At 64.4% G+C, this 26,237-nt stretch carries 20 protein-coding genes; 14 read left to right on the forward strand and 6 right to left on the reverse strand.

The genetic code is table 11. The annotated features are described in order from the left end of the window. The first annotated feature begins 162 nt into the window (after positions 1 to 162). Positions 163 to 1,122, forward strand: coding sequence for a LacI family DNA-binding transcriptional regulator (locus tag ISS97_RS06820; RefSeq protein ID WP_379987012.1), 960 nt, complete (start codon positions 163 to 165; stop codon positions 1,120 to 1,122). On the opposite strand, the gene ISS97_RS06825 is transcribed toward ISS97_RS06820, so the two are convergent. Further along, entirely contained in the window at positions 1,119 to 2,789 is a 1,671-nt protein-coding gene (locus ISS97_RS06825) for a sensor histidine kinase (RefSeq protein WP_379987011.1), read from the reverse strand. The two genes, ISS97_RS06820 and ISS97_RS06825, sit on opposite strands and share 4 nt — an antisense overlap. A gap of 397 nt (positions 2,790 to 3,186) precedes the next feature. Here ISS97_RS06825 and sucC point away from each other — a divergent pair, with 397 nt between their 5' ends. The 7 genes from sucC (at position 3,187) to ISS97_RS06860 (ending at position 11,746) form a co-directional block, all read left to right on the forward strand. Then, the gene (gene sucC, locus ISS97_RS06830) at positions 3,187 to 4,350 is read left to right on the forward strand and encodes an ADP-forming succinate--CoA ligase subunit beta (protein ID WP_379987010.1); all 1,164 of its coding nucleotides are present in this window, start codon (positions 3,187 to 3,189) and stop codon (positions 4,348 to 4,350) included. An 11-nt stretch (positions 4,351 to 4,361) separates the two neighbouring features. After that, positions 4,362 to 5,234, forward strand: a complete 873-nt coding sequence (gene sucD, locus ISS97_RS06835; RefSeq protein ID WP_379987009.1) for a succinate--CoA ligase subunit alpha — start codon at positions 4,362 to 4,364, stop codon at positions 5,232 to 5,234. A gap of 335 nt (positions 5,235 to 5,569) precedes the next feature. Continuing rightward, positions 5,570 to 6,892, forward strand: a complete 1,323-nt coding sequence (locus ISS97_RS06840; RefSeq protein WP_379987008.1) for an alpha-galactosidase — start codon at positions 5,570 to 5,572, stop codon at positions 6,890 to 6,892. Between the two features lie 234 nt (positions 6,893 to 7,126). Beyond that, positions 7,127 to 7,651: a Csu type fimbrial protein gene (locus ISS97_RS06845; protein ID WP_379987007.1), complete on the forward strand. Its 525-nt coding sequence runs from the start codon at positions 7,127 to 7,129 to the stop codon at positions 7,649 to 7,651. Between the two features lie 13 nt (positions 7,652 to 7,664). Continuing rightward, positions 7,665 to 8,387 (forward strand): fimbrial biogenesis chaperone, encoded by a 723-nt coding sequence (locus tag ISS97_RS06850; protein WP_379987006.1) that lies wholly within the window; start codon positions 7,665 to 7,667, stop codon positions 8,385 to 8,387. A 114-nt stretch (positions 8,388 to 8,501) separates the two neighbouring features. After that, entirely contained in the window at positions 8,502 to 10,790 is a 2,289-nt protein-coding gene (locus ISS97_RS06855) for a fimbria/pilus outer membrane usher protein (protein ID WP_379987005.1), read from the forward strand. Next, complete coding sequence (locus ISS97_RS06860) at positions 10,787 to 11,746, forward strand: Csu type fimbrial protein (protein WP_379987004.1); 960 nt, start codon at positions 10,787 to 10,789, stop codon at positions 11,744 to 11,746. The genes ISS97_RS06855 and ISS97_RS06860 overlap by 4 nt, the downstream gene beginning before the upstream one ends. Positions 11,747 to 12,132: 386 nt before the next feature. Here ISS97_RS06860 and ISS97_RS06865 read toward each other — a convergent pair whose 3' ends face one another. Beyond that, positions 12,133 to 13,038: a LysR family transcriptional regulator ArgP gene (locus ISS97_RS06865; RefSeq protein ID WP_379987003.1), complete on the reverse strand. Its 906-nt coding sequence runs from the start codon at positions 13,036 to 13,038 to the stop codon at positions 12,133 to 12,135. A 106-nt stretch (positions 13,039 to 13,144) separates the two neighbouring features. Between ISS97_RS06865 and ISS97_RS06870 the strand changes: the two genes are divergently transcribed. From ISS97_RS06870 to ISS97_RS06880, 3 genes are all read left to right on the forward strand, one after another. After that, positions 13,145 to 13,762, forward strand: a complete 618-nt coding sequence (locus ISS97_RS06870; protein ID WP_379987002.1) for a LysE/ArgO family amino acid transporter — start codon at positions 13,145 to 13,147, stop codon at positions 13,760 to 13,762. Positions 13,763 to 13,813: 51 nt separating this feature from the next. After that, entirely contained in the window at positions 13,814 to 15,445 is a 1,632-nt protein-coding gene (locus tag ISS97_RS06875) for an NAD+ synthase (RefSeq protein WP_379987001.1), read from the forward strand. 345 nt (positions 15,446 to 15,790) lie between these two features. After that, positions 15,791 to 16,561 (forward strand): GNAT family N-acetyltransferase, encoded by a 771-nt coding sequence (locus tag ISS97_RS06880; protein ID WP_379987000.1) that lies wholly within the window; start codon positions 15,791 to 15,793, stop codon positions 16,559 to 16,561. 80 nt (positions 16,562 to 16,641) lie between these two features. Here the strand turns inward: ISS97_RS06880 and ISS97_RS06885 are convergent, their stop codons facing one another. After that, entirely contained in the window at positions 16,642 to 17,496 is an 855-nt protein-coding gene (locus ISS97_RS06885; protein ID WP_379986999.1) for an outer membrane protein assembly factor BamD, read from the reverse strand. A 70-nt stretch (positions 17,497 to 17,566) separates the two neighbouring features. On the opposite strand from ISS97_RS06885, the gene rluD reads away from it, so the two are divergent. Both rluD and pgeF read left to right on the forward strand, forming a co-directional pair. Beyond that, a complete protein-coding gene (gene rluD / locus ISS97_RS06890) occupies positions 17,567 to 18,544 on the forward strand; it encodes a 23S rRNA pseudouridine(1911/1915/1917) synthase RluD (RefSeq protein ID WP_379986998.1) in 978 nt (325 codons plus the stop codon). A 25-nt stretch (positions 18,545 to 18,569) separates the two neighbouring features. Further along, positions 18,570 to 19,298 (forward strand): peptidoglycan editing factor PgeF, encoded by a 729-nt coding sequence (gene pgeF / locus ISS97_RS06895; RefSeq protein WP_379987217.1) that lies wholly within the window; start codon positions 18,570 to 18,572, stop codon positions 19,296 to 19,298. A gap of 133 nt (positions 19,299 to 19,431) precedes the next feature. Here pgeF and otsA read toward each other — a convergent pair whose 3' ends face one another. From otsA to otsB, 3 genes are read right to left on the reverse strand one after another with little or no spacing between them, the layout of a single operon-like run. Continuing rightward, complete coding sequence (gene otsA, locus ISS97_RS06900) at positions 19,432 to 20,817, reverse strand: alpha,alpha-trehalose-phosphate synthase (UDP-forming) (protein ID WP_379986997.1); 1,386 nt, start codon at positions 20,815 to 20,817, stop codon at positions 19,432 to 19,434. Next, a complete protein-coding gene (locus tag ISS97_RS06905) occupies positions 20,814 to 22,643 on the reverse strand; it encodes a glycoside hydrolase family 15 protein (RefSeq protein WP_379986996.1) in 1,830 nt (609 codons plus the stop codon). Before ISS97_RS06905 ends, otsA begins: the two co-directional genes overlap by 4 nt. Next, the gene (otsB, locus tag ISS97_RS06910) at positions 22,615 to 23,415 is read right to left on the reverse strand and encodes a trehalose-phosphatase (RefSeq protein ID WP_379986995.1); all 801 of its coding nucleotides are present in this window, start codon (positions 23,413 to 23,415) and stop codon (positions 22,615 to 22,617) included. Before otsB ends, ISS97_RS06905 begins: the two co-directional genes overlap by 29 nt. 208 nt (positions 23,416 to 23,623) lie before the next feature. Between otsB and clpB the strand changes: the two genes are divergently transcribed. Then, the gene (gene clpB, locus ISS97_RS06915) at positions 23,624 to 26,212 is read left to right on the forward strand and encodes an ATP-dependent chaperone ClpB (RefSeq protein ID WP_379986994.1); all 2,589 of its coding nucleotides are present in this window, start codon (positions 23,624 to 23,626) and stop codon (positions 26,210 to 26,212) included. Positions 26,213 to 26,237 lie beyond the last annotated feature (25 nt).

The following is a 26,237-nucleotide window of genomic DNA, read 5'->3' on the forward strand; positions in this document are numbered from 1 at the left end:
GACGCGCCCCCCACAAACCGACAAACTGCACCCCACTGCAGCCAACCCGGCCCCCAACCCAGGCCCCCAGCCGCAGAACCACTCATGGAGACAGCCGAGGCTTAGGTTTTGAGTCGAAGCAAAGGTAAGCCCCCGCGCAAAGCGGCATCGACAAGCCTGACCATGGCCGACCTGGCGAAACTCGCCGGGGTATCCAAGATCACCGTATCGCGGGCGCTCAGCAACAGTCCGCTGGTCACTCGCGATACGCGCGAGAGCATCCAGGCATTGGCGCGCGAGCAGGGCTACAAGCTCAATGTCAGCGCGCGCAATCTGCGCCTGCGCCGCAGTCATACCGTGGCGGTGATTGTGGAAATGAAGCCGAGTACGGATCGCACCATGTTCGATCCGTATCCGCTGGTGTTGCTCGGCGGTATTTCGCAGGAGCTGACCGCGGCCGGCTACAGCGTGCTGCTGACGACCCGCCAAGGTGCCAGCGCGGCGGCGGTGCAGGCTGCGGACGGCATGATCCTGCTCGGGCAGGGTGTGCGTCAGGATGCGGTGCGCCGTTTCGACAAGCTCGGCTTGCCGATGGTCGTGTGGGGCGCGCAGGCGGATCACGACGATCACATCGTGGTGGGCAGCGATAACCGCCAGGGCGGCAAGGCGGTGGCCGAGCATTTCATTGCGCAGGGGCGGCGCAATCCGGTGTTCGTGGGTAATCCCGGGCACCCGGAAATCTTCGAGCGATTGAGCGGTTTCGTCGATGCGCTGGCCGAGCATGGCGTGAAGCCGCTGCTGATCCGTCGCGACGAATTCACCCTGGCCTCCGGCGACGATGCCGTGCAATCGCTGGCCGCACGCGGCGTAGCCTTCGATGCGCTGTTCGCCTGCAGTGATCTGCTGGCGATGGGCGCGGTGCGCGCACTGGAAGCGCTGGGCCGCAAAGTGCCGCGCGATGTTTCCGTGGTGGGTTACGACGACATGCCGTTGGCGGCGAGCTTCCAGCCGCCGCTGAGTTCGGTGCGGCAGGATTGGCAGGAGGGCGGCAGCCTGCTGGCGAGGAAGATGCTGGCGTTGATCCACGACGAGCCGGTGGGCTCCGAAGTGCTGCCGGTCGATCTGATCGTTCGCGCGACTTAAGAGCGCGAACTTGCGCGCTCTTCCGCTGTGTTCTGACTCAATTCGCCAGGGCCGCGCGCAGGTGGCGTGAGTACCAGACGGAAACAGCTGCCGCCGCCCGCCACGCGCACATATTCCAGTGCGGCCTGATTCGCTTCACTCATCTGGCGCGCGAGGTACAGGCCAAGCCCGGTGCCGTATTCGTGCGTGGTGTAGAACGGCTCGAAGATCTGTGCCGCCACTTTGGGTGCGATACCCGGGCCGCGATCGATCACTTCCAGAATCGGTACGCCATGTTCGCCGTGCCGCGCCACCACCATCACTCGCGCCGGCTCGCCCGGCATGCGGCCATAGCGCAGGGCGTTCTGCACCAGGTTCCACACGACTTGTTGCAGCTGCTGCGGATCGGCGACGGCGGCGACGGGCTCACTGCCATTGCTGATGACGCGCAGGGTGTCGCCGCCCAGGTCGTTGCCCTGGCGGTACTCCTCCACGAAGTCCTGTGCCCAGCGGCCGAGGTCGAGCGTTTCCGGACGCGAGCGTTCGCGTCGCGACAACTGCAGGATGTTCTCGATGATCTCGTTGAGGCGCACGCAGTGGTTGTTGATGATCTCCACCATGCGCTGGTCGGTGGCGCCCAGATCGTGCGATTCCGCCAGCAGCTGTGCCGAGTAGCGGATGGCGGCCAGCGGGTTGCGGATTTCATGCGCGATCGAGGCGGAAAGGCGGCCCAGCGAGCTGAGCGTGAGTTCTTCCGCGCGCCGCGACAGCAGTGAGGTGTCGTCAAGGAAGATCAGCACGTGCGAGTCGTCGTTCGGCGCCAGACGGCTGAAGCGCGGCACCACTTCCGGCACGCCATCGGCGAGCTGGGTCGCGGTTTCGTCGAGCTTGCCCGAGGTGATCCAGTGATAGAGGCGGCGCGACAGCTCCGGCGCGACGCGGCCGAGGTCGCGCTGATCGGCGGTCGGGTTGCCCAGCAGCATCCACGCCGATTCGTTGATCTGGTGAATGCGGTTGGCGTCGTCGACCAGCAGCACGCCGGTTTTCATGCGACGGATGATCAATTCGTTGACTTGCGCCAGGTTGGCCAGATCGATGCTGCGCTGTTCGGCCAGCGCCTCGGTGGCGCGGAGCTGCCGGCTGAGCACATAGCACAGCATGGTGATGGCGAAGTAGGCGAGGCCGAACAGGCCCGATTCGAGCAGTTGGCGGTCGGTGATGATGTTGTCGGTCTGTGTATCCACCAGTGAATGGCCGAGCATTCCCAGCGTGGCCAGTGCGGCGAAGAACAGTGCCAGGCGCAGCGGCAGCATTAGGGCGCCTGCGGCCAGGTTCACCGCCAGCATCATGGCGATGCCGATGCGTGCATCCTGCATGGCGCCGATGGCCAGCACTGCGGCAACGATGTCCACCACCAGCGAGGCTGAAGTGATGAGCTTGGTCCACGGCATCGCGCGCCGGGTCATTACCGCGTTGATGATCGCGAAAGCCAGATAAGCCAGCGCCACGATGCGGGCGAAATCGGCGTCGCCCAGCCGCGGCCAGCCCAGTGCGGGCGGACTGAAGGCCAGGCCGGCATAAACCAGGGCCTGGGCCAGCCGGAAATAGTTGAGGAAGAACAGCTCGTGCCGGGCCGATTCGGTGGTCGTCCGGGGGTTCAGAAAGGCGGGTGGCGCGGTATGGGGCACGTGAGCTGCACTCTGCCGCAAAGAGGTGGGCGTTGGTTGGCGGGAGTATAGACGGGGCCTTGGCGGTGCAAAGAGGGCGAAAACGCTCCACCCCGGCCTACTTGGCGATTTCGTCTTTCGCCAGAATGACGAGGTAGGCGGCGTAAGCGCCGGTCCAGCCTCACTTTCCCGCCCGTTCGGACGGGCTCCCGGGGAATCGCCCCTTTCCATCGGAGCCTGCTTCCGCGAAAATACCCGGCCGTATTGCGCAGTTTTCGTCATGTCGAGGCATGGCGGCGGCGCACTGCATGCCGGTAGCGCATACAGACTCCGTGTCCGTTCGCCGTCCGCTCCCCCATGCCCGCCCAGGTTTCTGGACGCGGCCGCCATGTTTTTCCCCGTTCGCTCGAGGTATCGAATGAATTTCCACGAGTACCAGGCTAAAGAATTGTTCGCGAAGTACGGCATTGCCGTACCCCCGGGCAAGGTTGCCAACTCTCCCGACGCCGCCGTCGACGCCGCCAAGCATCTCGGTGGCAACCAGTGGATGGTCAAGGCGCAGATCCATGCAGGTGGCCGCGGCAAGGCCGGCGGCGTGAAGTTCTGCAAGAGCCTCGATGACGTCCGTGCTGCCGCCAAGGGCATGCTCGGCACCAACATGGAAACCTACCAGTCCGCCGGCCGTGCGCTGCCGGTGAACCTGGTGCTGGTCACCGACGCCACCAACATCGCCAAAGAGCTGTACCTGTCGATCCTGGTGGACCGCGATACCAAGGCCGTCTCGTTCATCGCCTCCAAGCACGGCGGCGTGGACATCGAGCAAGTCGCCAAGGAAACCCCGGAAGACATCCACACCATCGTGGTGGATTTCGTCGAGGGTCTGCAGCCCTATCAGTGCCGCCAGCTCGGCTTCGCGATGGATCTGAATCCGAAGCAGGTCACTCAGCTGACCAAAATCATGCTGGGCCTGTACAAGCTGTTCAACGAGAAGGACCTGGCCCTGGTCGAGCTGAACCCGCTCGCCATCCTCGAGGACGGCAACCTCGCCGCGCTCGACGGCAAGGTCAACTCGGACGACAACGCCGAGTTCCGTCACCCCGATCTGGCCGCCATGCGCGACCTGACCCAGGAAGACGCCGCCGAGGCCGCTGCCGTGCAGCACAACCTCAACTACGTGACCATGGACGGCACCATCGGCTGCATGGTCAACGGCGCCGGTCTGGCCATGGCCACCATGGACGTGATCAAGCTGGCGGGCGGCGAGCCGGCCAACTTCCTCGACGTGGGCGGCGGTGCGACCAAGGAGCGCGTCACTGAGGCGTTTAAGTTGATCCTTTCCTCCGACAAGGTGAAGGCCATCCTGGTCAACATCTTCGGCGGCATCGTGCGCTGCGACCTGATCGCCGAGGGCATCATCGCCGCGGTGAAGGAAGTGGGCCTGAAGATCCCCGTGGTGGTGCGCCTGCAGGGCACCAACGTCGAGCTGGGCCGCGAACTGCTGGCCAACTCCGGCCTGGCGATCACGCCGGCTGATGATCTCAACGACGCGGCGCAGAAAGCCGTGGCTGCGGCCAAGGCCTGAGGAGCAATCGAATGAGCGTTTTGGTCAACAAGAACACCAAGGTGATCGTGCAGGGCTTCACCGGCCAGCAGGGCACCTTCCACGCGCAGCAGGCGCTGGATTACGGCACCAAGGTTGTCGGTGGTGTCACCCCGGGCAAGGGCGGCAGCCAGCACATCGGCCTGCCGGTCTTCAACAGCGTCGCTGACGCCGTGGACGAAACCGGCGCCGACGCGTCCGTCATCTTCGTGCCGCCGCCGTTCGCGGCCGACTCGATCCTGGAAGCCATCGACGCGGGCATCCGCGTGATCGTGGCGATCACCGAGGGCATCCCGGTGCTCGACATGCTGCGCGTGAAGAACGTGCTGCAGCAGCATCCGGAAACCGTGCTGATCGGTCCGAACTGCCCCGGCATCATCACCCCGGGCGAGTGCAAGATCGGCATCATGCCGGGTCACATCCACAAGCCGGGCAAGGTCGGCATCGTGTCGCGCTCCGGCACGCTGACCTATGAAGCCGTGTTCCAGACCACCAACGAAGGCCTGGGCCAGTCGACCTGCATCGGCATCGGCGGCGATCCGATCAACGGCCTCAGCTTCATCGACTGCCTGAAGCTGTTCCAGGACGATCCGCAGACCGAAGGCATCATCATGGTCGGCGAGATCGGCGGCAGCGCCGAGGAAGACGCCGCCGAGTTCATCGGCGAGTACGTCAAGAAGCCGGTGGTGTCGTTCATCGCGGGTGCGTCGGCTCCGGCCGGCAAGCGTATGGGCCATGCTGGCGCGATCATCTCGGGCGGCAAGGGCACCGCGGCGGCGAAGTTCGCTGCGCTGGAGAAGGCTGGCGTCACCACGGTGAAGTCGCCTGCCGATCTGGGCAAGACGCTTGCGAAGCTGATGAAGTAATCGATCAACATGATCGAACGAAGAAGGGCCGCAGCGATGCGGCCCTTTTTTCTTGGCTGTTTGAAGAGCGCCGGCTGTCGCGATGCATCGACGCCTTTGGTGTGATGCGATTTAGGCCGAATTCGTCATCGATTGCGCTGATTAGCTGCAAGGCAAGGCGCACGCATCCCTGATAGCTTGCCGCGTCGCCCGCAGCCTTGGCTTGCTCTGGGCGAGGCGCGCCGTGGGGATGCGCCCAATCTATCGGTGTTCCTTCCGGTCAGCAGGCGATGGCCGACTGGGTCTGGCTGCATGCCGGTCACGCCAACCACGATTCGTCCAGGGAGTAAGAGTCGATGTACGCAAAGAGACGTGGCACTTATTTGCGCGGGATGTCCTTCGCCTTGCTTGGATGGATAAGTTTGCTGCTGTTGCCACATTCCGCGGTCGCGCAAACGCCGCCTGGGGATGAGCCTGGCAGTCAGAAGATCTATCGCACGGAGTTCGGGCCGAACAAATCGATCTTCCGGCCCTCGCGTGATCCCTCGCGCACAGCCAACGGCCTCGCGCTGACGCCACCCATGGGGTGGAACAGCTGGAACAAGTTCGGTTGCAAGATCGACGAGCAAGCCGTGCGCAACGTGACTGACGCCATGGTCAGCAGCGGTATGCGTGATGCCGGCTACGAATACGTGATCATCGATGATTGCTGGCAGAGCGGGCGCGATGCGGACGGCAACATCGTGGCCGATCCGGTGAAGTTCCCTTCTGGCATCAAAGCGCTCGCCGATTACATCCACGCCAGAGGATTGAAGTTCGGCATCTATTCGGATGCCGGTACCAAGACCTGCGGACGTCGCCCCGGCAGCCTGGGGCATGAATACCAGGACGCGCTCACCTATGCGCGCTGGGGTGCCGACTATCTCAAGTACGACTGGTGCTTTACCGGCACGCGCGACAGTGAAGAGGCGTATACGACGATGGCGGATGCGTTGCGTGCCACCGGGCGCGACATCGTGTTCTCTATCTGCAACTGGGGCGTCAACCGGCCCACCATGACCGACAAGTCGATGCCTTGGGAGTGGGGTGAGAAGGTCGGCAATCTATGGCGCGCCACGGAAGACATCTACGACACCTGGGCCGGCCGCAAGGGCACGAGTCTGGGTGTGGTGAATATCCTGGACTTGACCGAACCGTTGTATGCCTATGCCGGCCCGGGTCACTGGAACGATCCCGACATGCTCGAGATCGGCAACGGCGGTATGACCGACGACGAATACCGCTCGCAGTTCAGTCTCTGGGCGACCATCGCCGCGCCGCTGCTGGCCGGTAACGATGTCGCCGCGATGGATGCGAAGACCAAGGAGATTTTGCTCAATCGCGAGATCATCGCTGTTGATCAGGACAGGCTTGGCGTTGCGGGTCATCGTGTGCGCGACAACGGCGATCTGGAGGTGTGGGCACGACCGTTGGCGAATGGCGATCGTGCAGTCGTGCTGTTCAATCGTAGCGACAAGCCTGCGGACATCACTGCGGATTGGATCGATCTTGGTTATCCGGCCGCGCTCTCCCTCAGCGTCCGCGATCTTTGGGCGCACAAGTCGCTTGGCCGTGCCACAGGGCATTTTTCAGCGAAGGTTCCCTCTCATGGCGTGGTCATGGTGAGGCTGGCGCTGTAAGGCTGCCCCAGTGTCGGGGCAGCGAATGTTGTGCGCCCGGTACGAAATTGCGGTTGCACGAGCCAGCGATGACTGCAGTAAAGACAGTCCAGAGACGACCACCAAACGTTGACATTTGACTCCCACCGGCAAGGGGTCTACACATACGCCACACATGGATTCCGGAACGGCGTATGGATCGCTGCATTTCGGAAGCAGAAGCATCGCTCTTCGCCACGACCCCAGGGGGTTTTCATGAAGTGCTGGCAGCTCTGTTCCGCATGTTTCGTGGCCGTCCTGGCCGGTTCCGCCGCTCCGCTCGCCGATGCCGCTGTCTACTCCAACGGCACCAGTACTGCGACATTCACCGTCACCCTGACCTTGCAGGCGAATTGCGCGATTACCGCCAATCCGCTGAATTTCGGCACCACGGGCGTGCTGTCCACCGCTATCAATCAACAGACCACCGTGTCGGTGACCTGCACCAACACCACGCCATACAACGTCGGTCTGGATGCCGGCACAGTCACGGGATCCACCGTGGCCAGTCGCCTGATGGCGGGTACGGCAACGGGCAACACAGGCACGACGGTGGCGTTCCAGCTTTATCAGGACTCCGCGCGCAGTACGCCCTGGGGCAACACGCAGGGAACCAACACAGTGGCTGGCACGGGCACCGGCTCGGCGCAGCCCATCAATATCTACGGCGAGGTGCCGAGTCAGGCGACGCCCAAGCCCGACACCTACCAGACCACGGTGACTGCGACGGTTTATTTCTGACGCGCCGCCGGTAATGCGACGCATCGTTGCAGGCATTCTCCTGTCGCTGGCCGCGGGGCCGGTTGTGTATGCGTCTTCGCTGCAGATCTCGCCAGTGATGGTGGATCTTCAGGCGGGGCAGAGCGCCACCGGCATCAGCTTGCGCAATCCGGGTGACCAGCCCTTGTATGGGCAGGTCCGTGTGTTTCGCTGGGATCAGCGCAGCGACGACGATGTGCTCGAGCCTACCGACGAAGTGGTCGCCAGCCCGCCGATGATCCGTATCCCGTCGCGGGGCGAGCAGTTGGTGCGGCTGATTCGGCGCGATGCGCACGACGCCACGGGCGAGCACAGCTATCGTGTACTGGTGGATGAAATTCCCGGCCCCGAAACCGCGGCGACCAACGGCGTCACCATCCGTCTGCGTTATTCGGTGCCCGTATTCATCGAGCCGCCCGGGCAACCCGGAGCGCCACAACTCACTTGGCAGTTGCAGCGCGACGCACAGGGCTGGCTACTGCGGGTGAGTAATCGCGGCAGTCGGCGTGGGCAACTGAGCGCGGTACAGCTTGTCACTGCCGACGGCAAAGTCCATCTGATCAATCAGGGCTTGCTGGGTTATGCGTTGGCTGGGAAAACACGTCAATGGAGAATCACCTTGCGGGAGGAAATGGATTTGCAAGCGCCGCTGAAGATTCGCGCGAATATCAACGCTCAGCCCGCCGAGGCGGAGCTGAGTGTCGACCCTCAGCGATGATGTCGGCCCATGCTGCGCGGACCAGGCCATGGGCATGCGCGACAAACCAGGGATAAGCGAGGTCCGGGCGTCCGCGCACTGTGCCGTTGTGCGCTCATGCTGTGGATGCCGGTGATGGCCGTTGGCCGGGTCTGGGCGAACGATGTGCCCGACGCGCGCGTGCTCGACATGAGCCAGCCGCAAGAGGTCTATCTGGAAGTCACCCTCAATGGCCAGCCCACCGGTCAGATCCTGCGTTTTCGCGCGGTCGGTGACGCGTTGTCGTGCGCGGCGCGCGATCTTTCCACGATCGGCATCGATATCGGCAAGCTCGGCGTGGAACCGTCGAGCGAGGTCGCGTTGAACGGTATCGATGGATTGCGCTATCGCTACGATGCGGCAGAGCAGCGCGTTGAGCTGAGCGTGCCGGACCGTTGGCGCCGCGCTTTTGCCGTGGATGCCCGTCAGTTGCCCGGCTCGTCGCCGGCCAGTTCCGGCCGGGGCTTGCTGCTCAACTACGACGCCTATCTGCAAAGCGATAGCGGCACACAACTGGCCCTGTGGTCGGAGCTGCGTTACTTCGCTCCGTCGGGTGTGCTGGACAACACCGGCACGTTCTACGCGAATGACAACCGGCGCCGCTATGTGCGCTATGAAACCTCATGGAGCCGCTCCGATCCGGCGACGCTGAGTACGCTGCAACTGGGCGATGCGATCACTTCTTCGCTGGCCTGGTCGCGCTCGGTGCGCTTCGCGGGTTTCCAGTGGCGCAGCGACTTCGCCCTGCGGCCTGACCTGATCACCTTTCCCCTGCCATCGTTTAGCGGGTCGGCGGCAGTGCCTTCGGCGGTGGATCTGTACGTCAACAACGTGCGCCGTGCCAGTGTGGAGGTGCCCAGTGGTCCCTTCGTCTTCAACAACACCGCCGGCATCAATGGCGCAGGCCAGGCCACGCTGGTGACGCGCGATGCGCTGGGGCGCACGGTGACCACATCGCTGCCGCTCTACATCGACACCCGGATGATGGCGGAGGGGTTATCCAGTTACGCCGTGGAAGCCGGTTTTCTGCGGCGGCGCTACGGTGAGGTGTCGTTCGACTACGCACCGGATCTGGCCGGCAGCGCTTCGTGGCGGCGCGGCATCAGCGATGCGCTGACGCTGGAGGCGCATGCGGAGGCCACCAGCGGCTTGTTCAACGGCGGTATCGGTGCGCTGGTGCGGTTTGGTCAGGCTGGTGTGCTCAGTGGTTCGGTGGCCGGTAGCGGCGGAGGCCGGTTTCAGGGCAGCCAGGCGAGCATCGGCTATCAATGGATCCAGCCGCGTCTGTCGATCGACGCGGAACTGACCCGCAGTTTTGGCGACTACGGCGACCTGGCGACGCGCGATGGCGCGCCGCCGCCGCGCTCGCTGGAGCGGGTCACCTTTTCGCTGCCGCTAGCCGGCGGACAGAATCTCGCCCTCAGCTATATCGGGCTGCAGCAGCGCGGCGTGCCGACGTCGCGCATCGGCTCGCTGTCTTATCTGTGGTCGGCGGCGCGGCGCCTGACACTCAACTTCAGCGCATATCGCGACTTCGCGCATACCAAGTCCCGCGGTGTCTTCCTCAGCGCCAACCTGTCACTAGATCATCAGCAGACGGTCAGCGCGCTGGTTGGCAGTCAGAGCGGGCAGTCGTACTACAACCTGCAGGCGCTGCGTCCCGTGGACTACGCAGGCGGCTGGGGCTGGGGTGTGCAGGATGGGCGCAGCGGCGGCATCGGCTTCCGTCAGGCGCAGTTGCAATACCTGGGCTCGGCGGGGCAGTTGACCGGACTGGTGCAGTCGGCCGGTGGGCATACGGTGACATCCGTCGATGCGCTGGGCTCAGTAGTGTGGATGGATGGCAGTCTGCACCCGGCGCGGCACATCTACGACGGCTTCGCCCTGGTTTCCACTGATGGTGTAGCTAACGTGCCGGTGTTCCACGAGAACCGCATCATCGGGCGTACCGATGAGGGCGGGCATCTGCTGGTTCCCGATCTCAACGCGTACCAGAACAACGCGCTGGCGATCGACAGCATGAAGCTGGCGCCGGATATGCGCGTGGATACCACGGCGCTGAATGCGGTGCCGCAAGCGCAATCGGGTGTGCTGGCGCATTTCCCGATTGCGCGTTATGCCGCCGCGTCAATCGCCCTGCGTGATGCCGAAGGCAAGCCGCTGCCGCCGGGCACGCGCGTCCATCATGAAGAGAGCGGCACCGACACGGTGGTGGGTTATGACGGACTCACCTTCATCGGCGAATTGCGTGCGGAGAATCATCTGCGGCTCGACGGCGCCGATTGGCATTGCGCGGTGAGCTTCCGCTACCAGGCGCCCACCGATCACGGGTTGCCGCTGATCGGCCCGCTGGTTTGCCGGCGGCAACCGGGGAGCACGCCATGAAAGCGGTGTTATGTCTTCTGTTGATGAGCCTGTCGCTGTGGTGTGGTGGCGAAGCAAAGGCACAGGTTTGCACGGCGGTCCCGAGCAACATCGTTTTTGGCAATGTCAGTCCGATCAGTGGCGCCGCCGTTCAGGGCACCGGCACCATTACCGTCACTTGCGACTGGGCGCTGATCTCGCTGCAGCCCAATGCAGAGGTGTGCCTGAACCTGAGTGCGCCCAGTCCGCGTCAACTCAGCAATGGCGGCAGCACCATGCAATACGACTTGTACCTGGACAGCGCCCGTTCCCAACCCTGGGGCTCGACCGCGAATGGCACGACACCGATCTCCCTCAGCATCGCCAAACCGCTGCTGGGCACCGCGGCCAGTCAATCGGTGACGTACTACGGGCTGATTGCCGCCAACCAGCCGACGGTACCTTCGGTAGGAAACAGCAACACGGTTTATAGCCAGAGTTTCAGCGCCGCCCAGACCGTGCTGGCCTATCAGGCCTACCTGTTGATAGCGCCGGCGTGTGGTTCGATCGCCGCCTCGGGCGCCAGCTTTCCCTTCACCGCTACCGCCACGGTGGTGAACAACTGCAACATCAGCGCCGGCAATCTCAATTTCGGCACGGCCGGGGTATTGAACGCCGGGCTTTCCGCGAACAGCAACCTATCGGTCCAGTGCACCAATAACGATGCGTACCGTGTCTCGCTCAACGGTGGCAGCAGTAGCAATGTCGCGGCGCGGGTGATGCAACGACAGGGCGGCGGTGGTTCGGTGAACTACCAGCTCTATACCGACCTTGCGCATACCCAGGTCTGGGGCGATGGCAGTGGCAGCACCACGCGTGTCACCGCCACCGGCACCGGCACTACGCAGGCCATCACGGTGTACGGCAGCGTACCGGCGCAGACCACGCCGATGCCGGGCAACTACAGCGACACCATCACAGCCACCATCGAATTCTGAGAAGCCTCAGAACGTCACCTGCCACAGGCTGGGTGCCAGGGTTAGAGACGATGGTTCGGCAGGCGTGGCTGTTGGGGAGTCCGAGACACCGGTGCCGGGCTGCACCAGATACGGCGAGTCCAGATCACACGAAACGTTCGGGGGCCGATGAGACTCGACCTTCCGGGATTCCTGTCGTACCAGACATCTTTCTTTGATGACGAGGCTGACCTCGACCGTGGCGACTTCAGCGGCAAAGGCCTGGCAGGTAGCAAACACTAGTGAAAGGGCGACAACACTACGACGATACGGAAGCATGCGAATGAAAGCCGGTGGAGCCAGTCAATAGATCGGGCGGAGTCTTTGAGAAGATCGGCCGCCGTGGGGAAATCTTTAAGGAGCGGCTGTCAGCTGCTGCGAGGGCGCAGATCGCGGCGCGCAGCCAGCATCAGAGCATCCGTCAGCCGGTCCAGCATCGCCGAGCGGATCGACCAATGCTGCCAGTACAGAGGCACGTCCAGCCAGCGATGCGGTGCAATGGCTTGAACTTCGCCTTCGCTGAGTGCCTTCTGCAGCATGGACTCGGGTGCCATGGCCCAGCCAAGGCCGAGCGCGGCGGCTTCCACGAAGCCGGTCGACGATGGCAAGTAGTGCATCGGGGGGGCGAGCCGCGCACGGGTGACGCTACGCATGAAGCGCCATTGCAGCGCGTCCTTGCGATTGAATACGAGCATGGGCGCTTGCCCCAGCGAGGTTGCGTCGAGACCTTTGGCGAAGTGCCTGGCGACGAAAGCGGGCGAAGCCACTGGCAGATAGCGCATGACACCCAGCTTGCGCACGGTACAACCTTGCACTGGGTGTGCTTCGGAAGTGATGGCGCCCAACACCGAACCATCGCGCAGCAGATCAGTGGAGTGGTCCTGGTCTTCGACGCGTACGTCGAACAGCAACTGGTATTGCTGGTGCAGTTCCGCCAGCGCACCGAGAAACCACGTCGCCAGCGAATCCGCATTCACGCCGATCGCGATCGTGGTGGGCGCAGTGTGCGAGGTCCGTTCGATCGCGAAATCTTCCAGTGTCTCGGCCTCCAGCAGCTGCATCTGCTGCACGCTGCGCAGTAGGCGTTGCCCGGCCTCGGTGGCGCGGCAGGGCGACTGGCGCAGGATCAGGACCTGCCCGAGCCGATCCTCCAGCACCTTGATGCGCTGGGAGATGGCGGAGGGCGTGATCGACAGGCGGCGTGCCGCACTTTCGAAGCTGCCTTCGCTGAGTACGGCGGCGAAGGCGGACAGCTGGGGATTGAGCAGGCTCATCGGCGCGATCCGGCTGAATTAGGAAATCTAATGATGACTAAGGATATTTAGTTTTACTGAATCGGTGGAATCCCCGACATTGGTAGCCTTCCTGTCGAGGTTCCCCATGCAGACGTCCGCCTACTTCGCCGGCCTTGTCGCCGGCGCCGGTCTCATCATCGCCATCGGTGCGCAGAACGCGTTTGTTCTACGCCAGGGCTTGCAGCGCCGCCATGTCGGTTCGGTGGTGCTGGTCTGCGTGCTGGCGGATGTGGCGCTGATCCTGCTGGGCGTAGCCGGCATGGGTCTGGCGGTAAAGAGTCAGCCGGGGCTGCTGCAGGTGCTGCGTTTCGCCGGTGCCGCGTTTCTGGCCAGCTATGCCTTTCTGGCTGCGCGGCGCGCCTGGTGCGGCGAAAGCGGTTTGCAGCCGGCGGGTGATGGCGCGCCCAGTCGTCGCCGCGTGATCCTTGCCTGCCTGGGTTTTACCCTGCTCAATCCGCACGTCTATCTGGATACCGTGGTGCTGCTCGGTAGCCTGTCCACGCATTACGAGGGGCAGGGGCGCTGGGCTTTCGCGTGGGGTGCCTCGACGGCGAGTGTCATCTGGTTTGTCGCGCTGGGCTACGGCGCGCGCGCGTTGTTGCCGGTGTTCCGCAGCCCGGTGGCCTGGCGCGTATTCGATGTGCTGGTGGCTGCTTTCATGCTGACGCTGGCGATGCTGCTACTGGTCCAGCCGATGGGCTAAGAGCCTGCTCGGGTATCATACGGGGCCCCTCCCCGCAGTGGATCCGAACGCATGTCCTCCCTTCGTCTGGCGCTGGCGCAGTTCGATTTTCCGGTAGGCGCGGTCGCGGCCAATGCCGCGCGAGTCGGAGACCTGCTGGCGCAGGCGCGAGAGGGCGGTGCGGACCTGATCGTGTTTCCGGAGCTGACCCTGAGCGGTTATCCGCCGGAGGATCTGCTGCTGCGGCCGAGCTTCCTTGCCGCCTGCGACAGCGAGCTGCACGCCTTGGCGGCAGCCACCAATGGTGTAGCTGCCTTAGTTGGTCATCCGCATAGCGAGGGCGAGGTGTACAACGCGGCCAGCTTGCTGCGCGAAGGCCGCGTCGAAGTGACCGCGCACAAGCAGGCGCTACCCAACTACGGCGTGTTCGACGACAAGCGTTATTTCCGCCCGGGCCATGAAACCGCCATGGCGACAATCGAAGGCGTGCGCATCGGCCTGCTGATCTGCGAGGACATCTGGCAGCCCGAGCCGGCGGCGCGGGCCGCCGCGGCCGGTGCCGAGCTGATCGTGGTGATCAACGCCTCGCCTTGGGACAACGCCAAGCAGGCCGGGCGCGAAACCGTGCTGCGCGCCCGCGCGCAGGAAACCGGCTGCGCCGTGGTGTACCTCAATCTGATCGGCGGCCAGGATGAAGTGGTCTACGACGGCGGCTCGATCCTGGTGAATGGCGACGGCGAGATCGCCGCGCGTGCGCCGAGTTTCGTGGACGCGCTGTTGTGGGTCGATTTCGATGCCGACAGCCGCACGCTCGTGCCGGAAAACTGGCCGGCGGTGACTGCCGATGCACCGGAGGCCGCGCTATATGCCGCCCTGGTGCGCGGTATTCGCGACTACATCGACAAGAACGGTTTTGGCGGCGTGCTGCTGGGGCTTTCCGGTGGCATCGACTCCGCGCTGACGCTGGCGCTGGCGGTCGACGCGCTGGGGCCGCAGCGCGTCACGGCGGTGATGATGCCCTCGCGCTACACCTCGCAGCTGTCGCTGGACGGCGCACGTGCGCAGGCCGAGCAGCTCGGCGTGGAGTACCACATCATTCCGATCGAGCAGACCTTCCAGAGTTTCGTCGACGCGCTCACGCCGGCCTTTGCCGGCAAGCCTGCCGACATCACCGAGGAAAACCTGCAGTCGCGTACCCGCGGCGCGATGCTCATGGCGCTGAGCAACAAGCATGGCCGGCTGTTGCTCGCCACGGGCAACAAGAGCGAGATGGCAGTGGGCTACGCCACTTTGTACGGCGACATGTGCGGTGCCTACGCGCCACTCAAGGACGTCTACAAGACCGTGGTGTACCAGTTGTCGCGCTGGCGCAATGGGCACGCCGCGCGCCTGGGCGAGAGCGATGCGATTCCTGCCGCGGTGATCGAGCGCCCGCCTTCGGCCGAGCTGCGCGACAACCAGACCGATCAGGATTCGCTGCCGCCTTACGACGAGCTGGATGCGATCCTCGAGCGCTTTATCGAAGGCGAGCAGTCGCAGGCCGAGATCGCCGCACAGGGGTTCCATGCCGACACCGTGCGCCGCGTGGTGCGGCTGGTATTGCTCAACGAGTTCAAGCGGCGCCAGTCGGCGCCGGGTCCGCGCGTTACTACGCGAGCGTTTGGGCGTGAGCGGCGCTACCCGATCACATCGGGCTGGCGTTGAAGCGTAGACTGTAGAAATCGAGAGCGAGAGAGGAGAGGCACATCGTGCGTGATCTCTCCTTTCTCGCCCCACCGTGCCGTCGCGCACTTGACGCCATCGCCAGTCTTTGAAACGATCCGCGGCCGATTCAAGAGGAGTGCGCCAATGATTGTCATCGCCTCGCACAACCCCGCCACCGCTGCTGTCGGGCAGATCGCCGCCTGCTAAGGCCGCTCTCGTTTTCCGAGCGGGCTCTTATCTCGCCGGCCTCCAAGCACGCCTGACGGCCGCTTTGCAGCGGTCCCGTTCCCGAGCCTCAACTCGGATGTTCTTGTGCGCCCACGTGGCGCCAGCAGAGTGCATAACATGACATTTCAAAGCCGCACGACCCTGGGTCGTGTCTCCGCCTACTTGCGTGCCCGCATGGCACTGCAAGGAAGCGGCCTGCGCGTGGCCCCTTTCACCCTGACCTTTGATACGGCCAGCGCCGATCCGTCGCGCAATTACGCCACGCCGGACGACGGCGCGGCACCGGATGCCGCGGCATTGTCGGCCTTGGTTACCGCGTTCAAGCGCCGGCAACGCACGCCGCGGCTGGAGTACATCGGCGAGCTAGCGCCCGCGGTGCTGCCGTTCCTGCTCACCGAGGGCTTCGCGGCCGAGCAGCCGCTGTCGCTGATGACCTGCACGCGCGACACCCTGGCAGGGGATGGCGATCTGGACGGTGTTGAGTGGAAGCTCGCCGAATGCGAGGCCGATCTGCATGCCGCCGCGCACGTACAGAACCTGGCTTTCGGCATTACTGAAACCACTCCTGCGGACGTGGAGCGTCTGGTACGCGTGGTTGGCCAGGGTGGCGCGGTGGCGCTGGCGCGTGCCAGCGGTAGTCGCGAAACCCTGGGGGCGGGCCTGTACTCGCCGCCGCTTGGGGGCGTTGCCGAGATTGCCGCCATCGGCGTGCATGCGGATGCGCGCGGCCGGGGTGTCGGTAGCGCTATGGCCGCTCTGCTGGCCGAGCACGCGCTGGTGCAGGGTATCGAGTTGCCGTTCCTGATGACGGCCAGAGAGAACGAAGACCGCGTCTACGCCCGGGCCGGCTTCAGCCGCTTCGGCGAGCTGGTAGCGGTGATGCGTTGAAGTTGAAAACGAAAACGCCGCGATCCTTGCGGGTCGCGGCGTTCTTCGTGGATGTCGCTGCAGCCGATGTTGGAGAGGATTTAGTGGTGGCCGGAGAAGGGCACCATCTTGCGCAGGATCGACGGCGAATGCGGCCACTTGGCGTCGGTCAGGTAGGGGTGGTCCGGATAGTTCAGGGCCAGTACCTGGCGGGTCTGGTCGGCCAGCTTGGGCTGTTCCAGGCCGATATAGCTGCGGGTGAGGATGGCCAGGGCGTCGCCGGTCTGCGGCGCCTGCTGGTAGTGCTCGATCACGTACTGGGCGCGGTCGGCCGAGGCGACATAGGCCTTGTTGCGCAGATAGAACTCGGCCACGTTGACCTCGAACTGGGCCAGCACGTTGCGCAGGTAGATCATGCGCTGGCGGGCGTCGGCCGAGTAGGCGCTGTCCGGGAAGCGGCGGGTAAGCTCCGAGAAGTCGTCGAAAGCCTGCAGGTTATAGCCCTGGTCGCGGCGCGACTGCGACTGGGTGCGCTGGAAAACGCGCTCGACGAAGCCGCCGGTGCGGTCGAAATTGATCAGGCCGCGCAGGTAATAGGCATAATCCACATGTTTGTGGGTCGGATACGTCTTGATGAAGCGGTTGATCGTGGAATAAGCGTCGTCCGGCTGATTGTCCTTGTACTGCGAATAGGCCAGATCGAGCTGGGCCTGTTCGTTGTAGTCGCCGGACGGGAAGCGGGCGATCAGGCGCTGATAGGCCTTGGTGGACGCCGCGTAGTCGGCGTGTTCCAGCGAGTCATGCGCCGTGGTGTAGAGCTTCTCCACCGGCATGGTGTCGATGGTGTCCTTCTTGTGGCCAAACATCGAGCACGCGCTCATCGAGGCGGCGATGGCGAGCACAATAAGTACTTTGGACATCACTTTGAAATTCAGCGGCAGCATGGTTACGCGCATGAGAAAGGGTTCAGATGTTTGATCGAAAAGGGATGATAGCCGAAACCGCCGGGAACCCGGGCAGGCAGCCATGACGACTATCCGTCATGAGGCCACCGTGCCGCTGTCCGCCGCAGGTTGGCGTTTCGACCGGGCCTTGGCCGAGATGTTCCCGGAATATTCGCGTTCCCGCCTGACCAGCTGGGTCAAGGCTGGCGCGGTGACCCTGGATGGTGCCGTGGCGCCGCCTCGCCAGCTCCTGCGCGGGGGCGAGCAAGTGAGGCTGGAGGCCGAGCTGGAGGCCGAAGTGGAGCTGGCCCCCGAGGCCATCGACCTGGATATCGTCCATGAGGACGAGTACGTCCTGGTGCTGAACAAGCCGGCTGGCCTGGTGGTGCACCCCGGTGCGGGCAACCCCGCCGGCACCTTGCTGAACGCCTTGCTGCACCACGACCCGAAGCTGGCCGAACTGCCGCGCGGCGGCATCGTGCACCGGCTGGATAAGGACACCTCGGGCCTGATGGTGGTCGCCAAGACCCTGGCGGCCCATACGGCCCTGGTGGACATGCTGTCGCGGCACGACGTGGAGCGCCAATACGAAGCCATCGTGCTGGGCACCCTGGTGGCCGGTGGCACGGTGGACGCGCCGATCGGCCGCCATATGGGCGACCGCCTGCGCCAGGCCGTGCGTGACGGGGAAGACGGCAAGCACGCCGTCACGCATTACCGCCTGCGCGAGCGTTTCCGTGCGCACACCCTGCTTCAGTGCAACCTGGAAACCGGGCGCACGCACCAGATCCGCGTGCACATGGCGCATATCAACCATCCGCTGGTGGGCGATCAGCTCTACGGCGGCGGCCTGCGTCTGCCCAAGGGCGCCACGCCGGAGCTGGTCGCCGCCCTGCGCGGTTTCCGCCGGCAGGCGCTGCATGCGGAGCGACTGGCCTTCGAGCATCCGGTGACCCACGAGCCGCTGTCCTTCAGCGCGGCACGTCCGGCCGACCAGCAGGAACTGATCGATGCCCTGCGCGCGGATACGCAGCAGGCCGATCCGGACGACTGGAGCTGAGTCGGTGGCGGGCAACGATTGGGTGATGCCCGACTGGCCGGCGCCGCCGGGCGTGCGTGCGGCGGTCAGCACGCGACAGGGGCCGGGTATCTCGGCCCCGCCTTACGAACGCTTCAACCTCGGTGCGAGCAGCGGCGATGCAGCGGAAGCGGTCGCCGCGAACCGCGCCGAGGTGCAGCGTGCTTTGGGCCTACCGCGGGCGCCGCACTGGCTGCAGCAAGTGCATGGCATCGACGTGGTCGAGGTTCACGGGCCTGCTTCCGCCGATATCAGGCCGCGCGCCGACGCGGCGGTGACGCGTGTCGCAGGTGAGCCGCTGGCGATCCTTACCGCCGACTGCCTGCCGGTGCTGTTCTGCGCCGCGGAAGGCGGCGAGATCGGCGCGGCCCATGCGGGCTGGCGCGGACTGCTGGCCGGTGTGCTGGAGGCGACCATTGCGCGCATGCAGGCGCCGTCGTCGTCGCTGCTGGCGTGGCTGGGGCCGTGCATCGGTGCCGCGTCGTATGAAGTGGGCGAGGAGGTGCGCAGCGCTTTCGTCGATACCGACGCTGGTGCGGTGGAGTGCTTCGTATCCACGCGCCCCGGCCATTGGTTATGCGATCTCACCGGACTCGCGCGGCGGCGGTTGGCACAGGTAGGAGTGGAGCGGGTTTATGGCGGTGGCTTCGACACGCTGACCGATCAGCGCTTCTATTCCTACCGCCGCGATGGCACGCACAGCGGACGCTTCGCCAGCCTGATCTGGTTGAGCTGACTACATGTGTCGATGCCTTTTGTAGGAGCCCACCCTGTGGGCGACATGGCCCGATAGGGCCACGCTCTGTCCCAACAGCGGCCCTGCTGTGGCGCAGGGCTTTCGCCCACAGGGTGGGCTCCTACAAGATCGGTCAGTCTGTTAGCGCACCAAGAAATGACTGGCGCCACGCGGTGATGTCCTGCTTCTCCAGCACATCCATCATGCTGCGCCAGCGGCGGCGGCGCTCCGCCAGCGGCATGCTCAATGCCTGTTCCAGCGCATCGGCCACCTCCTCGGTGTCGGCCGGATTCACCAGCAAGGCCTGGGACAGTTCCTGCGCCGCGCCGGCGAAGCGCGACAGCACCAGTACGCCCGGGTCGTCCGGATCCTGGCTGGCCACGTATTCCTTGGCCACCAGGTTCATGCCGTCGCGCATCGGCGTCACCAGGCCGACCTTGGCGTGGCGGTAGTAGCCGCTGAGCAGGCTGTGCGGGAAGGAGTTGTTGACGTAGCGGATCGGCGCCCAATCCGGTGCTGCGTAGGTGCCGTTGATGTGGCCGGCACTGCGTTCCAGCTCGCGGCGAATCTGGCGGTACTCCGGCACGGTGCCGCGCGACGGCGGCGCGATTTGCAGAAAGCTCACCTTGCGATGCATTTCCGGCGCGCGTTCGAGCAGCCGCGCATAGGCTTCGAAGCGCTGCGGCAGGCCCTTGGAGTAGTCGAGCCGGTCGACACCGATGATCAGCACGCGCCCGTCCAGGCTCGCACGCAGTTGCGCGATCTCTTCCAGCGAATCGGCCTGCTTGGCGTCCTGCGCGACTTGTTGCGTGTCGATGCCGATAGGAAACACGCCGGCGCGGAAACGGCGGTCGCCATAACGCAGGCGATGGCCGCGCCGCAGGCTGGCGCCGAGCTCATGCACGAAATAGTCCTCCAGCGACCGCTGGTCGCGCGCGGTGTGCAGGCCGATCAGGTCGTAGCTGGCCAGGGTTCCCAGCAGTTCGCGATGGCGCGGCAAGGTGATCAGCAGGCCATCCGCAGGTAGCGGCGTATGCAGGAAGAAGCCGATGCGATTGCGGATATGCCGCTGCCGCAGCATCGCCGCCAGCGGAATCAGGTGGTAGTCGTTGATCCAGATGACATCGTCCGGCTCGATCAGCTCCGCCAGCCGTTCGGCGAACAGACGATTGACGCGCAGATAGCCGTCCAGATGGCCGCGGTTGTAGTCGACCAGGTCAGGCCGGTAGTGCAGCAACGGCCATAAGGTGCGATTGGCGTAGCCATCGTAGAAATGGTCGTGATCGCTTCGCGACAGATCCATCGTGGCGTAGCGCACCGGTCCATCCTGCTGGTAGCGCAGGGTACCCGCGGTCTGGTTGGCGATCTTGCCGCTCCAGCCAAACCACAGACCACCGCGCTCCTGCAGCGCCGAGCGCATGGCGGAAGCGAGGCCGCCGGTGGCGGTCTGCCGCGGTAGTGCCACACGGTTCGATACCACGATCAGGCGCCCGCCGCGCGCGGGCGACACCGCGTTCACAAGGCATCCTCCCAGCGGCGCGACAGGCGCATCGCGGCCTGGATCAACCCCACGAGCGAATAGGTTTGCGGAAAATTGCCCCAGTGCTCGCCGGTAGCTGGCGCAATGTCTTCCGACAGCAGGCCGAGCGGGTTGCGCATGGACAGCATGCGCTCGAACATCGCTCGCGCCTGCCGTTTGCGGCCGCTCGCGGCAAGCGCCTCGATGTACCAGAAGGTGCAGATGTTGAAGCTGGTTTCCGGCGTGCCGAAGTCATCGGGAGCGATGTAGCGGAATAGATAATTGCCGCGCCCCAGCGCGCGGCCGATCGCATCGACGGTGGCGACGAAGCGCGGATCCTTGCCCTTCACGAAACCGATGTCGGCAAGCAGCAAGAGGCTCGCATCCAGGTGTTCGCCGTCATACGCGTCGACGAAATGGCCAAGCTTTTCGTTCCACGCTCGCGCGGAGATGCGCGCATGCAGTTGCACGGCTTCGTCGTGCCAGTAGCGTGCGCGATCGCGCAGCCCAAGCTGGGTGGCGATGTGCGCCAGGCGATCGCAGGCCGCCCAGCACATGGCGGCGGAATAAGTGTGTATCGCGGCTCGTCCGCGGAATTCCCACAGGCCGGCATCCGGTTCCTCGGCCATGCGCAGCGCCATGCGGCCCATGCGTTCCAGGCGCGCATAGGCACGCTCGTCGCCGCGATGTTCCAGGCGATGATCGAAAAACAACTGTGCCGAAGCCAGCACGACCGAGCCGTACACGTCGTTCTGGCGCTGCCGCCAGGCATCGTTGCCCACGCGCACCGGGCCCATGCCGCGATAGCCGGCGAGGCCGTCGGCATGGCGCTCCAGCAGTTCGCGCTCGAAGCTGATGCCGAACACGGGGCCTACTTCGTGATCGTCTTCGCCGGAAATGATGTTGAACACGTAGCGGATGTATTCCTCCATGCTGCGCGTCGCGCCGAGCCGGTTCAGCGCGCGCACGGTGAGTGCGGCATCGCGCAGCCAGCAGTAGCGGTAATCCCAGTTGCGCTCGGTATTCGCAGCCTCCGGGATCGAGGTGGTGAGCGCGGCGACGATGGCGCCGGTGGCTTCGTACTGGCACAGCTTCAATGTGATCGCGGCGCGGATCACCGCTTCCTGCCATTCATAGGGCACCGACAGATAGCGCACCCAGTCGCGCCAATAGGCGAGTGTGTATTCCAGCGTGTGGTGGATGAAATCAGCCGGGCTATGCGCCAATGTCTCGTCCGGACCGAACACGAAATGTGCAGGCCGATCGAGGTGGAAGAACAGGCCGCGCTCGATCAGCGGCGCGGCCACGTCGCTGGTCAGACGCTGGGTGACCTCGCTCAACAGATAGCGGATGTGGTTGCTGCCGGAGCTGGTTTCCGGCGCGCGCTGGCCGTAATCGCACAGGGGACGCAGCAGCACGCGGATGCGTGGACTGCCGCTGATCGGGCGCACACGGCGGGCAAGAAGTACAGGGTGATAGAAGCGGCCGTGCGAGCGGTAGCGCGGCGCGAAATCGAGGATCTCGATGGCGTTTTCGTGACGGTCGTAGAGGCGCGTAACCAACACCGCCGTATTGGGTATGTAGTGCTGTTCGGCGCGCACGGCGTCTTCCAGCTCGATGCTCCAGTCGCCGCCTTCGCGCTTGGGCGAGAGCAGGGCGCAGAAGCTGGCATCGCTGTCGAAGCGTGGCAGACAGGACCACACGATGCGGCCGTATCCATCGATCAGTGCGGCAACGCTACCGTTGCCGACGACACCCAGGGCCAGGCTGGATTGGGGACTTTCAGGCCCTGAGTTATTAAGCATTTCCTCCGAAGGGGTAGGCATGGGGGACGGCTCCTTGCTTAAGTACATTCAACACGCGGAACAGCCAGGCCTGTGCGGACGAAGTGCCTGGCAAGCTGTATTGGGCGAGGGTGGGCTCGCGCGCGCCGACACGCACGCTGATGCCGTTTTCGAGATTGGTGGCGGCGAAGCCATGCTCGTCAGTGAGGTCGTCGCCGAGATACACCGGCAGCCGGCCGGCGAACGGCGCGCGTTCGAGCAGTTCGGCCACCGCCTTGCCCTTGTCCATGCCGACTGGTTTCAGCTCCAGCACCTGGCTGCCGGCCTGTAGTTCATAGCCGTGGAGTTCGGGCAAAAGCCGCTTTATCTCGGTATGCAACGTGTCGTAATGCTCCGGCACGCTGCGGCAATGCAGTGCCACCGCCATGTCCTTGTTCTCCAGCAGCACACCGGGGTGGGCACGCGCCAGGACTTCCGCCGTATGCAGCACCAGGGTGCGCCGGCTGGCGCTGACCTTGGTTTCGCGCATCTCGCCATCGGCATGGCGCAATTGCAAGCCGTGCAGGCCGGCCATGGCCCAGGGCGGCGAACCGAACAACGCGTCCAGGCCGCCCAGACTGCGGCCGCTGACCAGGGCCAGCGCGCCGTCGAGCCGCGCGTAAAGTTCAGCGAGCAGGGCATACAGCGTGGGTTCGACCCGCACGTCGTCGGGCCGCTCGGCAAATTCGAGCAAGGTGCCGTCCACATCGAGAAACAGCGCCCAGCGGTCCTCGGTACCCGGTAAGGGTGGGGCCGGCAGGGGCGAAACGGGCATGTCGGAAGCGGGGAAAGACACAGACATCAAGGGGAGCCTAGCAGGGCGAATGTGAAGATCAGCTTGGAATCGAAGCATGTTTTTGCTGTCGTCCCGCTGAAAATACGCGCTGCTTACACGCCGATAACGCTTGAATCATGATTCGGTGCCCGCACCTGTGAGGACAGTGGCGGCGGGGCCGCCAAACTTTTACGCGGGGATTACATCAATGCGGATGGACAAGCTCACGTCGCGCTTCCAGCAAGCGCTGGCCGATGCGCAATCGCTTGCGGTCGGTCGCGACAACAACATGCTTGAACCGGTCCATGTCATGGCGGCACTGCTTGATCAGCAGGGCGGCTCGACCGGACCGTTGCTTACCCAGGCCCAAGTCAATGTGCCGGCTTTGCGCCAGCGCATCGGCGAGACTCTTGACCGCCTGCCGCGCGTAAGCGGACAGGAAGGCAATGTGCACGCCGGCAACGATCTGACGCGCCTGCTCAACCTCACCGACAAGCTCGCGCAGCAGCGTGGCGACCAGTTCATTGCCAGCGAGCTGTTCGTGCTCGCCGCGCTGGACGACAAGGGCGAGCTGGGCGCGGCGCTCAAGGCTGCGGGCGCCACCAAGGCGAATCTCGAAGCGGCTATCGACAAGTTGCGCGGCGGCGAGAAAGTACAAAGCGAGAACGCTGAAGAACAACGCCAGGCGCTGGAGAAGTACTGCGTCGATCTCACCTCGCGCGCCGAGAGCGGCAAGCTCGATCCAGTGATCGGCCGCGATGAGGAAATCCGCCGCACCATCCAGGTGCTGCAGCGTCGCACCAAGAACAACCCGGTGTTGATCGGCGAGCCAGGCGTGGGCAAGACCGCCATCGTCGAAGGCCTTGCCCAGCGCATCGTCAAGGGCGAGGTGCCGGAAGGCCTGCGCGACCGTCGCGTGCTGGCGCTCGACATGGGCGCGCTGATCGCCGGCGCCAAGTTCCGTGGCGAATTCGAAGAGCGCCTCAAGGCCGTGCTCAACGATCTCGCCAAGCAGGAAGGCCGCGTGATCCTGTTCATCGACGAGCTGCACACCATGGTCGGCGCCGGCAAGGCCGACGGCGCGATGGATGCAGGCAATATGCTCAAGCCCGCGCTGGCGCGTGGCGAGCTACATTGCATCGGCGCCACCACGCTCGACGAGTATCGCAAGTACATCGAAAAGGACGCCGCGCTGGAGCGCCGCTTCCAGAAAGTGTTCGTGGGCGAGCCGAGTGTGGAAGACACCATCGCCATTCTGCGCGGCCTGAAGGAGCGCTACGCCGTACATCACGGCGTGGAGATCACCGACCCGGCCATCGTCGCCGCGGCCACGCTGTCCAATCGCTACATCACTGACCGTCAGCTGCCGGACAAGGCCATCGATCTGATGGATGAGGCGGCGTCGCGCATCCGCATGGAGATCGATTCCAAGCCGGAGGAGCTGGATCGTCTCGAGCGCCGCCTGATCCAGCTGAAGATCCAGCGCGAGATGCTGAAGAAGGAAACCGACGAGGCCTCCAAGAAGCGCCTCGCCGATCTGGAGTCGGACATCGAAAAGCTGGAGCGCGAGTTCTCCGACCTCAACGAGATCTGGAAATCCGAGAAGGCTGCACTGCAAGGTGCCACCAAGGTGAAGGAGCAGATCGAGCAGGCACGCCTCGACCTGGAGTCGGCGCAGCGTCATCAGGACTACGCCAAGATGAGCGAGATCCAGTACGGCCGCCTGCCGGAACTGGAAAAGCAGCTCGCCGCCGCGCAGGCCGCTGAGAAGCAGGAATTCAAGCTGGTGCAGGATCGCGTCACCGACGAAGAAATCGCCGAAGTCGTGTCGCGCTGGACCGGCATCCCGGTCAGCAAGATGCTCGAGGGCGAGCGCGACAAGCTGCTGCAGATGGAATCGTCGCTGCACAAGCGCGTGGTGGGTCAGGATGAAGCAGTGCGTGCGGTGTCCGACGCGATCCGTCGTGCACGTGCGGGTCTGTCCGATCCCAATCGTCCGTATGGCTCGTTCCTGTTCCTCGGTCCCACCGGCGTGGGCAAGACCGAGCTGTGCAAGGCGCTGGCCGAGTTCATGTTCGACACGCAGGACGCGATGGTGCGTATCGATATGAGTGAGTTCATGGAGAAGCACTCCGTGAGCCGACTGATCGGCGCGCCTCCGGGCTATGTCGGCTACGAGGAAGGCGGTTATCTCACCGAGGCGGTACGCCGCCGGCCGTATAGCGTGATCCTGCTGGACGAGGTGGAGAAGGCGCATCCGGACGTATTCAACATCCTGTTGCAGGTGCTGGATGACGGCCGCCTCACCGATGGCCAGGGACGCACGGTGGACTTCCGCAATACCGTGATCGTGATGACCTCAAACCTTGGTTCGCAGTTGATCCAGGAGCTGGATTCGGACAACAGCGAGGAGAGCTACACCAAGATGAAGGCGGCAGTGCTCGGTGTCGTGCAGGCGCACTTCCGCCCCGAGTTCATCAACCGCCTCGACGAACTGGTGGTGTTCAAGCCGCTGGAGAAGAAGCAGATCCGCAAGATCGCGCTGATCCAGCTCACCTATCTGGAGAAGCGCCTGGCCGAACGCCAGCTGCGCCTGGAGATCAGCGACAAGGCGCTAGACCTGCTGGGCAACGTGGGCTTCGATCCGGTGTATGGCGCGCGGCCGTTGAAGCGGGCGATCCAGCAGCAGCTGGAGAATCCGCTGGCGCGGGAAATTCTGGAAGGACGTTTCGCGCCGGGCGACACCATCGTGGTGGATGCCGAAAGCGGGCATCTGGTGTTCCACAAACAGTCCTGACGGTGTAGGAGCGCACCCTGTGCGC

The organism is Dyella koreensis (assembly GCF_044904565.1).
GTDB lineage: Bacteria > Pseudomonadota > Gammaproteobacteria > Xanthomonadales > Rhodanobacteraceae > Dyella_D > Dyella_D koreensis.

Bases quoted from the DNA above. Each gene is read 5' to 3' on its own strand.
- ISS97_RS06820 (WP_379987012.1), top strand. From the start codon at position 163: ATGGCCGACCTGGCGAAACTCGCCGGGGTATCCAAGATCACCGTATCG.
- sucC (WP_379987010.1), top strand. From the start codon at position 3,187: ATGAATTTCCACGAGTACCAGGCTAAAGAATTGTTCGCGAAGTACGGC.
- sucD (WP_379987009.1), top strand. From the start codon at position 4,362: ATGAGCGTTTTGGTCAACAAGAACACCAAGGTGATCGTGCAGGGCTTC.
- ISS97_RS06840 (WP_379987008.1), top strand. From the start codon at position 5,570: ATGTACGCAAAGAGACGTGGCACTTATTTGCGCGGGATGTCCTTCGCC.
- ISS97_RS06845 (WP_379987007.1), top strand. From the start codon at position 7,127: ATGAAGTGCTGGCAGCTCTGTTCCGCATGTTTCGTGGCCGTCCTGGCC.
- ISS97_RS06850 (WP_379987006.1), top strand. From the start codon at position 7,665: ATGCGACGCATCGTTGCAGGCATTCTCCTGTCGCTGGCCGCGGGGCCG.
- ISS97_RS06855 (WP_379987005.1), top strand. From the start codon at position 8,502: ATGGCCGTTGGCCGGGTCTGGGCGAACGATGTGCCCGACGCGCGCGTG.
- ISS97_RS06860 (WP_379987004.1), top strand. From the start codon at position 10,787: ATGAAAGCGGTGTTATGTCTTCTGTTGATGAGCCTGTCGCTGTGGTGT.
- ISS97_RS06865 (WP_379987003.1), bottom strand. From the start codon at position 13,038: ATGAGCCTGCTCAATCCCCAGCTGTCCGCCTTCGCCGCCGTACTCAGC.
- ISS97_RS06870 (WP_379987002.1), top strand. From the start codon at position 13,145: ATGCAGACGTCCGCCTACTTCGCCGGCCTTGTCGCCGGCGCCGGTCTC.
- ISS97_RS06875 (WP_379987001.1), top strand. From the start codon at position 13,814: ATGTCCTCCCTTCGTCTGGCGCTGGCGCAGTTCGATTTTCCGGTAGGC.
- ISS97_RS06880 (WP_379987000.1), top strand. From the start codon at position 15,791: ATGACATTTCAAAGCCGCACGACCCTGGGTCGTGTCTCCGCCTACTTG.
- ISS97_RS06885 (WP_379986999.1), bottom strand. From the start codon at position 17,496: ATGCGCGTAACCATGCTGCCGCTGAATTTCAAAGTGATGTCCAAAGTA.
- rluD (WP_379986998.1), top strand. From the start codon at position 17,567: ATGACGACTATCCGTCATGAGGCCACCGTGCCGCTGTCCGCCGCAGGT.
- pgeF (WP_379987217.1), top strand. From the start codon at position 18,570: ATGCCCGACTGGCCGGCGCCGCCGGGCGTGCGTGCGGCGGTCAGCACG.
- ISS97_RS06905 (WP_379986996.1), bottom strand. From the start codon at position 22,643: ATGCCTACCCCTTCGGAGGAAATGCTTAATAACTCAGGGCCTGAAAGT.
- otsB (WP_379986995.1), bottom strand. From the start codon at position 23,415: ATGCCCGTTTCGCCCCTGCCGGCCCCACCCTTACCGGGTACCGAGGAC.
- clpB (WP_379986994.1), top strand. From the start codon at position 23,624: ATGCGGATGGACAAGCTCACGTCGCGCTTCCAGCAAGCGCTGGCCGAT.